This window comes from Armatimonas sp. (assembly GCF_043760365.1).
Lineage (GTDB): Bacteria > Armatimonadota > Armatimonadia > Armatimonadales > Armatimonadaceae > Armatimonas.
In genome coordinates, this window is record NZ_JAYUPA010000520.1 from 1 (window position 1) to 13,316 (window position 13,316).

Here is a 13,316-nt window from a genome sequence, read left to right on the forward strand (position 1 = left end):
GGTTGTCTGTGGCAGCCTCTTTGGAATCAGTGTAGGTATCCTCACCGATCTCCTGGAGCCCAGCCGCCTCTTCCTGCGACCTGAGGAGACTCTGGGGCCGGCCCTGGTCGTTGCAGTGATCGGGATCGCGGTGTTCTGGGTACTGGGACGTGTGTCGCGTGGGCTTCTGTCTCTCGCCTCGGAGTGCTGGCATGGCAGCCTCGCCACCCGGAGCCAGACCGACCCGGCGGCGGTGGCCCACTCGCTGCGGCGCACCAGCATCGCCTCTTTCGGAATCGCCGCCCTCCTACTCGTGGGGCTTATCGTCATGGAAGCATCCGTGGAGCGCTACGGTATCCTGGGAGCACTAACGGCGCGTCAGGCCAATGCCACTCTGCTCCAAGGCGGTGGCGTGGGGCAGAACGCCATTCCCCCGGCAGTCTTGATGGCGATGGCACTGATTGTGTCGGCCCCCTTTCTGCTGCTCCATGGCCTGCACGGCTGGGTCGAGGGGAAGGCCGGAGCGCTCAACAGCTTTCTGGAAGGACGGGCAGTCGAGGCACTCTGGCAGGCGAAGCAGGCACTGCACGAGAAGCGCACGGAAGAGCTCACGCAGATCAACAGCGACCTCCTGCGCTATCGCCGTGAGGAGCTGGCAAAGCGCGCCCAAGAGACTGCGCAAACCGTGCCGGAGCCTAGCGAAGAGCCCGAGCCTACCGAGGGAGCGCTGACGATCACGGTCGCTTCTCCCTTTAAGCACAGCCTGATCCCGGAGGGCCATCGCCTCAAGCTCAGCATGGAGCACGGCTGGCCTTTAGGGAGCGCCGTCGCGGCGCAGCTAGCGCTCGCTCAGGCACGGGAAGCCCATGCCCTTGTGCGGCGTGCCCAGGCGCAGAAGCGCGAGGCGCTAACGCTCGGCGAGGCGGAAATCCAGCGCTGGGAAAGCCAGCGGCAGTGGGAGCGCCTGGAGCTCAGTACGGAGTCGAAGCAGCGTACTGATGCGGCCCATGCCGCGTATGCAAGAGCGGCGGGTCACTTTGATCGCCTCTACCAGCAGGAGTGGCTGCGCTACGAGCGGCTCACCCGGCCAGGGCTATTCTGGCGGCTCCGCTGGTACTTCTGGGCAGCACCGACGAAAGAGGTTTCCCGCAGGGCGAGACAGAACTAGGATTCCAAAGGAAGGGAAGAAATGACGATACTGACAACACTGGGGACGGGCAATTATGAACCGACGACGTATGTTTGGGGGGAGCGAGCGTACCAGACCTCTCTCTTCGTTACCGCCGTGGCAGCATGGTTTCCGGGGGCGGCGGTAAAGGCGGTTTCGACCGAACTCGCCTGGGAAAGACAGGGGGTAGCTCTCCAAGAGGCCATTCCGTATGCCGAGCGCGTTCCTATCCCGGATGGTGCCAATGAGGACGAGTTATGGCAGATCTTCAATGTGCTGGTGGCGGCAATCCCGGCTGGGGAGTCGGTGATTTTTGACATCACGCACGGGTTTCGCTCCCAGCCCGTCCTCTCGCTACTGGTCGCTTCGTTTCTGCGGGTTGCCAAAGGCATTCATCTTGAGGCAGTCCTCTACGGTGCCTACGAACGCGACCGAGAGAACAGCCCCGTCTTCGACCTGACTCCCTTTGTCGCGATGCTGGACTGGGCCAATGCGACGGAGCGTTTTCTGGAGACAGGCGATGCACGTAAGATCGCCGCGTTGATCCGTGAGCAGCGCAAGAACCCTCTCAACAGTCTCGCCGCCCGCCTCACCGATCTCTCGGAAGCACTGGCACTGGTTCGTCCGATACTGGTCACACAAAAAGCAAGCGACCTCATGGTACGCATTGCGCAGGCGCGAGCGGAGCCCTGGGAAGCGCAGCACGCACCGCTCAAGCTCCTCCTAGACCGAATCGAAATGAGCTTCTCCCCCTTAGCGGCCACAGAGCCACTGAGAGCGCAGTGGCAACAGATCGGTTGGCTGACCACGCACCAACACTACTTGGCGGCGGCGGCTCTAGCACGCGAGTGGCTCGTCCATGTCCGGGTGGTGGTCGCAGGCGGTACGATTGTCCCTATTGACAACGCCCTGCGTGATGCGGCAGAAAGCTGGCTCAACAATGCGGACAACGAGAAGGGGAGTGCTCCTCACGAAGCACCTCCAGAGTGGAAAGCCAGTGTGGCGTTATGGCGCAACCTGACGGATCTACGCAACGACCTGGCACACTGTGGCCTCAGGGTGAGTCCTCGTCCTCCTAGCACTATCACGAGCAGTGTTGAAAAGCTCCCTAGTGAGCTTGCGGCAGCAGCACGCCTCCTCGGAATCGAGATCAGCGAATGACGACAAAAAAAGCTTCTCCCTACGCTTAAGAGCAAGCTCCGATCAAGATACTACCAACGGCCACACAACCTGGGCTTTAAGCCGGAACAAGCGCATGCTCAGACGGGAGCAGCTCCGCCCAAAGGCGATCCCTTCGCTCACGCAGGGCTTCGGGAGCATCAGAAGTCGCCGTGAGCTTGTCGCAGAGCTCCAGCGAGCGCAGGAAGTTACCCGCCTGGAACCAGAAATGGCTGCCAGAGTGCCTCCGCCCGCACCCCAGAATCCCCACGATGCAGGAAGACACGACTCGAATCACTCACGCCAAATAGCGTACTGAAAGCGCTCGATTTCAGCCGCGCAGCCAACGGCCACTCAAGCCACTAGCAAGCGCCTCGCTCAAAGCCCACTGGAGAAGCGTCTACTGCGTTGGCTACGTGTAACTCGGCAAGGAAATCCGCCGCGGAAACCCAGTCTCCCGCATCCATCTCCTCCAGCGCTTTCTTGAGGTCATCAGGAGCGGGGTGTATGAGAATATCGGGAATCGTGTCGAGGGAAGACTCTTGCTCTTCTTCCGCCTCATCGAGCAGCTCGTCGAGCGCCTCCTGCGGGGAGAGCCCTCGCGTGGTCGCAAAGCGGCGCAAACGCGCTTCGGTTTCAGGCTTCTCAATGGTCAAGCTCATAGATTCTCTTCCCTTGGTGCCTCGCTCAAGAAGTCAGGCATCATAATTATATCAAGCGATTCAGCCTATGCACTCCATCCCTTTGCGCTTCTCCAGAATCCGGGCCAAAGCCGGGATTCGGGTCGCGGCCAGTAGCTCTGCACCTGGTTGTACGGTTGGAAATTCAGGCATTAACTTGATCCGCTTCACGTTTTCAACGGCTTTAGTCTCGCTAGGATGTGTTGCGGCGGGTAAGGGGGGAGCAAACTCTCTACGAATGGCCTCACGCAGCCATGCTCCACGATTGCGAATGTTGCTAATCTGGCCACGGTAGGCTGCAACAACACGCTCGATTTGCTCGGTACTCAGAGCCTTCTTAGTAGCCTCTCGTGCCAGCTCCTGGGCTTCGTGAAGTGGGACAATCTTTTCTAGGCAAGAGACAGCAACAGCCTGCATTTCGGACTCTCCAAAAGCTTCCGTACCTACACCTGCACTGTTGTCGTCTTCTTTCCCTACGGGAGAGGTCTTTAAAGGAGTCCCCCGATCGAGAGTGCAACTTTTGGTATTTGAGAGTGCAATCGAGGGTGCATTTTTGGAGCAAGAAAAAGGCACCTCAACAACTTGTAAAACGGATTGTGGAGTCGCTTTAGAGCGAGGAGCGAAACGGCCACGACTAACCTTTGGGAGCCGCACCAAGGGAGCAAACTCAATCCCCCGCTCCCCGCGTCGTCGTATAGGATTCCACGAGATCCAGCCAGCTGCCTTGAGCTCCGCGATAAGCTGCCAAGCACGACGCTCCGAGACCCGTAGCATCGCGGCCAGGGTAGGGAAGCATCGAACAAAACCCGTACCAGTACGCCGAGCTAGGTTGGTGATAGTGCGGAAGGCGAGGAGAGCCGACTTACTGACGGCCTCCTCAGTTACGAATTGGGAACACTGATTATTGGCTGCTTGCACGAGATTGGCTCCGTGCAGGAAGAGGATAAACCCAGGTGATCGTCGAGGGTTTAGAGGGGCCCATATTTAGAGCATCACGACCGACGTGTGCACTTCAGGCCAGTCGCTTAGGCGACTGGTTTTTCTGTTTTTGTGAGGATCAGTGCGCACCGACTAGGCAGATAGACTTGGACACTCTGCCCCACTTCCCCCACCGCCACCGGCTCCCAGATAAAGCGGCTGTCGGCTGTGATCCGTCCTTGACCGCCGAACTCAGCGCGATCCGTGTCTAGCAAGAGCCGGTAATCGGTAGCCTCAGGAATCGGAATCCGTAGTGCGGAGAGGCTCCGTGTGGGGTGCAGGTTCGCCGCAATCACCAAGCCCGCACTCTGGTAGATCAGTAGGTGATTGTCTTCGTGAAGGGCCAGCAGCTCAGGCGGCTCTGTGGGCTGGGGCAGGTGCATCAGGGCGGCATCGAAGGCATTGAGCTGTGCGTAGCGCAGAAACGGGCTGTCGGCGAGTGACCACTGACGGCGTGCGTAGGTGTAGCTCCAATCATTGCCCACGCGCGGAAAGTCCACCCACTCCGGGTGCCCAAACTCATTGCCGATAAAACCCAGCCAGCCCTCGCCAGCCAGCGTGTAGGTAAGCAGTCGAATCAGCTTGTGGAGCGCCATACCCCGATCCACGACAAGGCTCTCGCGGCCAATCGCCATCTCCGTGTACATCTGCGGCCCCATCAGCCGAAACGCAAGAGTCTGATCCCCCACAATGGACTGGTCGTGGCTCTCGGCATAACCAATATGCTTCTCGTCCCAGCGCCGGTTGGTCAGTGTCCCCCAGAGCTGCCCCACCGACCAGGCCTCATCCGGAGTGTCTTTAGTCAGCTTGATCCAGAAGTCCGGAACGCCCATTGAGAGCCGGTAGTCGAAGCCTATCCCCCCCTCGGTAACGGGCCGACAGAGCCCGGGCATCCCGGAGACATCCTCCGCAACGGTCACGACCTCAGGCTGAATCTCCTGCGCGAGCGCATTGGCAAGCTGAAGATAGCAAAGCGCGTCATCGTCAACGTTTGCACTAAAGTAGTCCGGGTAGCCGTTAAAGTCTCGAATGCCATGGTCGTGATAGAGCATGCTGGTAACCCCATCAAAGCGGAAGCCATCGAAGCCGTATTCCTCCAGCCAGTAGCGGATATTAGAGAGCAAGAAGCGCAGCACTTCGAGCTTGCTGTAGTCAAAGCAGCGCGAGTCCCAGCCACTGTGGTAGCCCCGTGGCCCGTCGTGGAAGTACTGCCACTCGGTGCCATCAAAGCGGCTCAGTCCCTCCAGAATATTCTTGACGGCGTGGCTGTGCACCAAGTCCATCAGCACGCGCAGTCCCAGTGTGTGGGCTGTCTGAATCAGCGTCCGTAGCTCATCCGGGGTGCCAAAACGGCTGGAAACTCCGTAAAAGCTACTCACATGGTAGCCAAATGAGCCGTAGTAGGGATGCTCCTGAATTGCCATGAGCTGCACGGTATCGTAGCCCAGCGCGGCGATCCGTGGAAGGATATTTTCCGTGAACTCGGCAAACGTCCCCACTTTAGCGTCTTCCTGTGCCATCCCCACATGCGCCTCGTAGATACGCAGCCCCGTCGGGGCTCCTCTATTAGTGGGGGCGGGGAGGGAAAGAGGCGCAAACCAGACCTCACCGCAGAAGTCTTTTGTAATAGGGTCCTGCACCGCGCGGCGGATATAGGCGGGAATGCGATCCAGGCGGCTGTCGTCGGCGCCGTGAACATGCACTTTCACACGGCTTCCTGGCGGCAGTGTGCTCCCCGAGAGAGTCACGTGCCAGGTTCCGTGCGCATCGCAGGTGAGCGGTGTCGCACTGCGATCCCAGCCATTAAAATCCCCGATCAGATGCAGGCTCTTTGCCGCCGGAGCCCACTCGCGGTAGGCCACGAAACCATCAGAGGTGCGTGTGAAGCCAAAGTAGTGGTGTCCCTGGCTGATAGATCCTCTCAGCGCTCCGAGCTGTTCTCGGAGCGCGTGGTAGTGCGCCAGTCGTGCCCGGATCACCTCGGTGTAGGGGGCAAGGGTCGGGTCGCGGCGAACCAGCTCAGGAATCAAGTCATCTGCGGCCTCAGGAATCATCTTCGGCGTCCACGGCGGGTCGGTAGCTTGTCTTCTTTTGGAGTTGGAGGAGAGATACCGTTGTAGTGCGCCTCAATCACCGCGCGCGCTATGGGTGCACAGACCCCTCCTCCGTGGAAATTATCGCCGGGCTTAGTCGCTTCTAGCAGAACACAAACCGCAATGGAAGACTCCTCGCCGGGCCGAGCCGCGTAGCAGGTAAACCATCCATGCGCCTTTCCGGGGAAACCTGTCTCCGCAGTGCCACTCTTGCCCGCCACGGTGATTCCGGGGATGGCTGCTGCCCTACTGGTTCCGTTTCCGCGCTCCACGACCGCACGCATTGCAGTCTGCACCTGCCGAAGGCTATTCTTATCCAGACCCAGTTCCCCGACGCGCTCGGGTTTATTGTCGAATAGTACTTTCTTGGGATCATTGCTATCAACAATTTTCTCCACGAGCTTGGGCTTCCAGATCGTTCCCCCATTACCAATAGTGGCAGCGACCACTGCCATCTGGAGCGGGGTTGCCTCATCGAAGCCCTGACCAATAGCCATATCGGCAAGATCACCACGCCACCAACCCCGATCTCTCTTCTCACGCGCCCATTTCTTCGACGGAACCGTCCCCTGTTTCTCGCTAGGCAGGTCAATGCCTGTTTTACTACCCAGCCCAAACCGGTGCGCCCAGTCTGATAGAATTTCGTCCCCAATCTGAAAACCTGCTTGAAAGAAGAATACATTACAGGACTGGGCGAAGGCGGAGAGAGAGTCTATCCCCCCGTGACTTCCCATACATTTCTTCTTTTTCTTCCCCATCATGATGTATCCGGGACAGTAGGCCCCGCTGGGAAGCCGGTGCGACGCAAGCCCGGCGGTCATGGTGATGATCTTAAAAGTCGAGCCAGGAGGATACTTAGAGGTTGCACGGTTGAGCTCCGCCCCTCCCTCCTGCATCTGAGCCACATCCGCATTTGTCCGGGGACGGGTCCAGAGGGTCAGGTCGTAGGTAGGTGCGCTTGCGAGTGCCAAAATCCGGCCACTGCGCGGGTCGAGTGCGACAACGGCTCCTGGCCGTCCTGCAAGCGCCTTCTCCGCGACCTCCTGAACCTGAGCGTCCAAAGATAAAACCAGGTTCGCGCCTGACTTAGCCGGCTCCTTTGTCAGCTCTTTACGCCGCCGCCCGCGACCATCTACCTCAAAGGCTTCGTAGCCCAGTGTGCCGCGCAGGTACTGATCATACTCTTTCTCCAGTCCTTGCTTGCCGATCCAGTCGCCTCCTCGGTACTTTTTTTCCAGAGGGTAGGCCAGGATACGAGGGTCCTTAAGCTCCTCGGCACTCACCGGTCTCGTGTAGCCCAGGATATGAGTCGCACGTTTCAGACGGGGATACGAACGGATCGGAATGATCTGCACCGAAATCCCGGGGAGATCATCCTGGCGCTCGTAGAGACGTGCCATCAGGCGACGGTCAATATTCTCGCGGATAGGAATCAGGTCATTTTTCCCTCCCCGTTTCGTTCGAATCTTCTCATTAAGCTCGAGGCGAGGGATTTCAACAAGATCGGCCACACGATCCAGATACTCCTGAACTTTACGTATCGCCTCCCGCTCTTTGGGAGTGGGGAGGCGAGGTTTCTTGGGCTTCAAGGGTTTTGTTTTGTCTATTTTTTCGGGATCCACAATCTTCAGGAGAGCGGCTAGGCTAAAAACCTCGTCGGGGTGCAGATAGACCGCAAACTGGGTGGCATTAGTCACGAGAGGTTGCCCTTTACGATCCAAAATGATCCCACGAGGTGCCGTCGTCTGTACCCTCTGGCTCCGATTCAGTAGTGCCTTGTCCCGGTAATCGTCGCCGCGAACGATCTGTAGTAACCAGAGCCGCCCCGCCAGTACGGAGTAAAATACCGTCAGGATGACAGCGACCAACAAGATGCGCCCCATGCTGATCTCTTCGCTGGGCTGTGTTGGTGTGGGTAAGGGAGTGAAGTAATGTCGCCTAGACATGCCTAGCGATCCTCTTCACCAGGTCGTGCTCGGTGAAGCGTGCAGGCACGGATATGAATGCCTGCCGGGAAGCGTCGAGTCACTTTCTCAGGACAGTAGTCGGTCGCGCGCTTACTACTCTCGGAGCAGATTAACACTTCGACTTCACTTGGGGTAGCTTCCCGTGGTGCTTGCGTTTCATCGGTCGCCTCCTGCGCGGCTTCGCGCTCCCGGCGCAGCTTTTCTTGCTCACTGCGTTTCTCCTCGTCACGGGCAAGATCGCGCCGTCGGCGACGGCGTGGGGCGGGACTAGGCGTGGGCTCTGCGGGCTCGCCAGGCTTAAGTGCCGCTTCATCCGTGAATGTCTTGTGCTGCCGACAAGTCGCAATCTTCGTTCCTTGTGAGAAGGCCTTCTCCACCACATCTGGACAGAAAGCCGTGGCGCGCTTGCTGCTTTCCTCACACATCACCACGACCATCGCGCCGTCGTCGTTTGTCCGATCCGGTCGAGGGGTCGGGGGAGCCTTGGCAGCCTCAGCAAGCTGCTTTTGTCGGTCTTCCGGGAGCGCAATCGGCTCCAGCCCGGCGCGCTGCTGGATGGGTACGGCGGCCTGCATGTAGCGTCCCCAGATCGGCGCACAGACATGCCCCCCCGTGGCATCACTGTCCATCACCAGGTAGCGTTGACTCATCTCTGGCTTGCCATTCTTATCCAGAACTGCCTTACCTTGCTTATTAAGCTTGGGCTTGACCTCACGATTGCACGCCCAGATCGCCGTCACAAGCTCCTTGGTGTAGCCAACAAACCAAGTATCCCGGTTATCGGTGGTCGTCCCCGTCTTACCCCGCGCCCCTTCTACCACATTGGCAGCCTTCGCGGTACCACGCTGCACCACTGCTTCCAAACAGCGTCCGATATTAGCGGCCGTTGATTCACGGAGCACTGATTTAGTGATCCGGGGTTCGTTGCGCTCCAGAATATTTTTCTTTCCATCTAAAACCAGACGGATCGCGATGGGATTGGCATGATCACCGCCATTGGCAAACGTCGAGAAAACGCTAGCCATCTCAAGGGGCGTGACAAGCGAGGTTCCCAAACAAATACTCAAGTCATTGGAGGGCATCTTAGACTTGACCCCCATCTTCTTGGCAAGATCCACGACGGCGGACCAGCCCACACGCTGGATGAGCTGCGCGGGAATCGTATTGAGCGACTGTGCGACGGCATCCTCAATGCTATAACTCCCACCGTGCCCCCCTTTACCGCCATAGTTGCGTGGCCAGGTCTTTCGCCCAAGCCTGAGGGGACGGTCAATCATCTCGGTATCGGGGCCATATTTTCCCGTATTGAAAGCGGCGGCATAGACAACGGGTTTGAAGGAGGAGCCCGGCTGCCGTCCTCCCTGGGTAGCGAAGTTGTAGAGACTCTTTTCGTCCACGCCGCCCGCCATTGCACGGATCCAGCCCGTGTGCGGCTCCAGACAGATCAGCGCACCCTCTGTCACCTGTCGTCCACGCTCCGCACGGATTCCGGCACGGAGAATCTCATCGGCACGCTGCTGCATCTCCCAATTGAGAGTTGTGTAGATCTTCAAGCCGCCTTGCAAGACCACCTCTTGCCCATGACGCGCGATCAGTTGCCGAAGAACATAACGCACAAAGTGGGGTGCTTTATACTCCTCCGAGACGACCCGAGGCTCATTGGGCTGGATCTTAATCTTCTCCGCACGCGCCTGATCGTACTGTGCCCGGGTAATTTTTTTGAGATCCAGCATCTTTCCCAAAACCGTGTTACGACGCTCCAGCGCGGCATCCAGATGTCGAAAAGGGTAGGTTTTGGGGGGAAGCTGCACTAGCCCCGCAACAAGAGCAGCTTCGGAAAGAGTGATGTCTTTGAGCGCCTTGCCAAAGTAGAGCTTGGCCGCCATCTTGACCCCATAGATCTGACCGCCGTAGTTCACTTCGTTAAGATAGCGCTCCAGGATCTGATCCTTGGTCATGCTCCGCTCAACCTGATAGGCAAGAAGCGCCTCTTGAAGCTTACGTCGCTCTGTCTTTTCACGATTTCGCAGAATGACGTTTCGGACGAGCTGCTGGGTCAGGGTAGAGGCTCCCTCCCCACGACGAGCTCCGGACGCATTTTTGTAGAGAGCACGAGCAATCCCTCGAAGATCAATTCCGGGGTGGGAGTAGAAGCGCTGATCCTCAATAGAGACCGTCGCATCGCGCAGAGTCTGCGGAATATTGACAAGATCCTCCCGCTCCTGAAAGCGGGAGTAGATCTCGCCGAGCAAGACTTTATCCGTGGAGTAGACCTGGGTGATTCCTCCCGCTGTCTCCTGGTTCAGCGCGGTGGCGTCGGGCATCCCTACGGTAGCCAACTGCACACGCCCCCCTGCCCAGAGCAAACCGGAGATTAGTGCCGTGAGAATCAACGCGGAGAGAATCCCCAAAAAGGCACCGAACCGGCTGATCCAGAGGCGGAAGCCGCCTTTTCTGCGTCTGCGTGGCCGTCCCATGATCTACCCCCTTATGTTTACCCGCTTAACGTTTTAGGTACTTGCGCTTGGTACGATCTGTCCCCATATCCCGTTTTTTGGTATCGAAGCGCCACTGCCCTGTCCCTGCCTTCTGCACAAAACAGAAGTAGTTCGAGAGGATGGAGGCCAGCTTCCGACGTGTCACCCGTCGCACGACATTCACTTCAGTCAGAAGCTGAACAAAGTCAAGCCCCCGGGGATACTCCCCAAGAAGCTCACAGACAATATCAAATGTCGCCACATCGCCGGATTCCTCGGCCTGCTCACGCGCACTGAGAAGCTCCGCATAGCGCTCCTGGCTGAGATAGACCTGTGGATCCGTCTCCTCCAGAACCTCCACACGAAACTCGTAGGAGCGCGGGGTGCTGGTCAACTGGAAACAACCGCCCGAGTCGGCGACGATCTTCTCGTAGAGTGAGAAGAAGTTGAAGGCAAGGCGACGCTCGTTATTAACAATAATCTCGTGCGTGGTGCCGTCTTCCTCACGAAGAGTCACTTCCACAACGGGTGCATCACTAGGGAAGAAGCCATTGGGTAGCTGACACAGAGGGAAAGTTCCGATCTCTTTATGATGCGCCTTCACGACCAGTGTCACACTAGAGGAATCGCCGAGAGATCCTCCCGTGTAGTCCTTCTCGTCATCGCCCGCATCCTGAGCGAGCGGCAGAAGCAAATCCTGACGCAAGCTCCCCGCAAATCCCTCATCCTCGATCTCCTCGTCCATGATCTCTCCGTCCATGGAGACAAACTGGAGGTCAGGGAATGCCAGAAACTCGGGCAAATCAAAAACAAAGGGAGGCAGAGAATCGGCCTCGCGGAAACGACCAGCCCCAACAGGAACAAAGCGTGCATCCGCCTGAAGCGCCCTATCGAGCAGGGCAAGATCATTCTTAAAAGAGGGATCTCCCGGCACGACTTCATACTGGAGGGCAAGCAGCTCAGCCACTTCAACAGGCACACCACGCTCACCAAGCACGGTAAAGATCGCCGCTAGGTCTTCGTCGGAGACGGACAGTGGTTTGACAGTGTCTTCAACCACGGGCTCAGGCTCCGGCACGACCACAGGCTCCGCAACGACTTCCGGCTCTACCACAGGCTCAGCAACAGCCACCACCACGGGCACGGGCACAGGAGCAGGCGCCTCTTCGACTTCCTCGGTCAGCAAGGTCACACGATCGGCCAGTAGACGCTCTAGCTTCTCGGCGGTCTCACGCGTGATCCAGCGTCCCTTACCCTTCTCCGCACTCAGCCACACCAGTCGGCTCTCGCTCAGACAGGCGGCCAGGTGCGCACGGGGATCGTAGCTCGCCCCCAGCTCAGACCAGGCAAGAACCCCCAGGAGCCGGTGGGAGATAGGACGTCCCTTAAGCGCCGCGATGGTCTTGTAGCTTGCTTCCCCGTAGGTAGTCTTAGACCAGCCCACTTTCGCAGAGAGTGCCTTGAAAGGAGTGAGCGCCTCCGGTTTGATCTTATTGTCCAGCGCGACTTCAGTGAGATCCTCAGAATCTACTAAAGGGAGCCACTCGGCCAGACCATAGGAGCTTCCGGGGCCTTTGAAGTAGAGGTTTTCATTGGCGAGCACCTTACTCAATAGACCAAAGTAGATCTCCGACGGGCGATCATAGATGACGGAGAGCTCGGTGGCAAGCTGTGCAGTGGAAAGAGGCTTACCCGCCAGGCGGATCACGTCCATCAGGTTACGCTCCAGCGAGCGCGTCGTGTCCATGTAGCGCGCCTTCAGGTTCCAGAGGCGCGCCATGAGAACAAAGCGCGAGGGCGCTTCGTGCACATCTCGATCCAGAGCACCGCGCACCAGCGCAAACCCAATATGCGCGTGGTTGATCTCCTGCGCGAGATCAGCAACCTTGGATGCCTCACCGCGCTCCAGGAGCGCATCGTATACCAGATCAGAAAGGTAGATATCCGCAAGCAGGTTATCCCGCTCCATCTCCGTGAGCGGACGCACCGCGACCGCGACCTTATTGGCCGTGGGCATTTTCTTCGTAGCCAACGTTATCCTCCAGAAACTTCCGCAATTAAGTCATAGGGCTCGGCAGCAGTGATACGGACGCGCAGCCAGCTTCCCAGCTCGGCTTTCGCTCCCATCACCCGCACCGTCCCATCAATCTCCGGGGCATCTCTCCAGGAACGCGCAACGAGCGCCTCCCCTTCGTGCCCCTCCACGAGAACGTCCAGCTCCCGCCCCACCAGCGCCTGATTGGCGGCTAGAGAGATCGGTTGCTGCAATGCCATTAGCGCACGCCGCCGCTGCCGAGCAATGCGCTCCGGCACACGGGGACGTAGCTCAAAGCCGGGGGTGCCCTCCTCCGGGCTGTACTCAAAGACCCCCAGCCGATCAAAGCGTGCTTCCCGGACAAACGTACTCAGGTTCTCAAACGCTGCCGCATCCTCACCCGGAAAGCCCACCAGAAAGGTTGTTCGGACGGCGATATCAGGCATTGCCGTCCTCAAGCGCTCCAACAGACGATAATACGAGGAAACTGACCCTCCGCGTTTCATCCGTTTTAGCATTCCATCATCGCCGTGCTGCAGTGGAATGTCCACGTAGTGTGCGACATTAGGAGTGTCCGCCATGGTCTGGATCAGGCGATCGGTCATCATCGTGGGGTAGCAGTAGAGCAAGCGCACCCACTGGAGTCCCTCGATCTTGCCCAGCTCGGCCAGCAGACGCGGCAGGGCCAGCTCTTTGTAGAGATCCATCCCGTAGGCCGTGGTGTCCTGTGCGATCAGATTCAGCTCAATAGCACCACTATCTACCAGTCGCTTCGCCTCAG

10 protein-coding genes are annotated in these 13,316 nt (G+C 58.5%); 2 read left to right on the forward strand and 8 right to left on the reverse strand.

Translation table 11 applies throughout. From position 1 onward, the window contains the following. Together ACH2EH_RS12125 and csx2 are read left to right on the forward strand one after the other, a co-directional pair. Positions 1-1,147: hypothetical protein (locus tag ACH2EH_RS12125; RefSeq protein ID WP_395142003.1), on the forward strand; the 1,147-nt coding region annotated here is incomplete at its 5' end. Between the two features lie 21 nt (positions 1,148-1,168). Continuing rightward, positions 1,169-2,308: a TIGR02221 family CRISPR-associated protein gene (gene csx2 / locus ACH2EH_RS12130; RefSeq protein WP_395142005.1), complete on the forward strand. Its 1,140-nt coding sequence runs from the start codon at positions 1,169-1,171 to the stop codon at positions 2,306-2,308. A 76-nt stretch (positions 2,309-2,384) separates the two neighbouring features. On the opposite strand, the gene ACH2EH_RS12135 is transcribed toward csx2, so the two are convergent. The 8 genes from ACH2EH_RS12135 to ACH2EH_RS12170 form a co-directional block, all read right to left on the reverse strand. Further along, on the reverse strand, positions 2,385-2,603 hold the full coding sequence (locus tag ACH2EH_RS12135) for a hypothetical protein (protein ID WP_395142007.1): 219 nt from the start codon (positions 2,601-2,603) through the stop codon (positions 2,385-2,387). 64 nt (positions 2,604-2,667) lie between these two features. Further along, positions 2,668-2,967: a hypothetical protein gene (locus tag ACH2EH_RS12140; RefSeq protein WP_395142009.1), complete on the reverse strand. Its 300-nt coding sequence runs from the start codon at positions 2,965-2,967 to the stop codon at positions 2,668-2,670. A 60-nt stretch (positions 2,968-3,027) separates the two neighbouring features. Then, entirely contained in the window at positions 3,028-3,402 is a 375-nt protein-coding gene (locus ACH2EH_RS12145) for a hypothetical protein (RefSeq protein WP_395142011.1), read from the reverse strand. 608 nt (positions 3,403-4,010) lie between these two features. Continuing rightward, complete coding sequence (locus ACH2EH_RS12150) at positions 4,011-6,017, reverse strand: alpha-amylase family glycosyl hydrolase (RefSeq protein WP_395142013.1); 2,007 nt, start codon at positions 6,015-6,017, stop codon at positions 4,011-4,013. Continuing rightward, positions 6,014-8,002 (reverse strand): penicillin-binding protein 2, encoded by a 1,989-nt coding sequence (gene mrdA / locus ACH2EH_RS12155; protein ID WP_395142015.1) that lies wholly within the window; start codon positions 8,000-8,002, stop codon positions 6,014-6,016. The genes ACH2EH_RS12150 and mrdA overlap by 4 nt, the downstream gene beginning before the upstream one ends. A 2-nt stretch (positions 8,003-8,004) precedes the next feature. Next, positions 8,005-10,500, reverse strand: a complete 2,496-nt coding sequence (locus tag ACH2EH_RS12160; RefSeq protein ID WP_395142017.1) for a transglycosylase domain-containing protein — start codon at positions 10,498-10,500, stop codon at positions 8,005-8,007. Between the two features lie 25 nt (positions 10,501-10,525). Continuing rightward, on the reverse strand, positions 10,526-12,517 hold the full coding sequence (locus ACH2EH_RS12165) for a hypothetical protein (RefSeq protein WP_395142019.1): 1,992 nt from the start codon (positions 12,515-12,517) through the stop codon (positions 10,526-10,528). Positions 12,518-12,534: 17 nt separating this feature from the next. Continuing rightward, positions 12,535-13,316 (reverse strand): MiaB/RimO family radical SAM methylthiotransferase (locus ACH2EH_RS12170; RefSeq protein ID WP_395142021.1); only part of this gene is annotated, 782 nt, incomplete at its 5' end.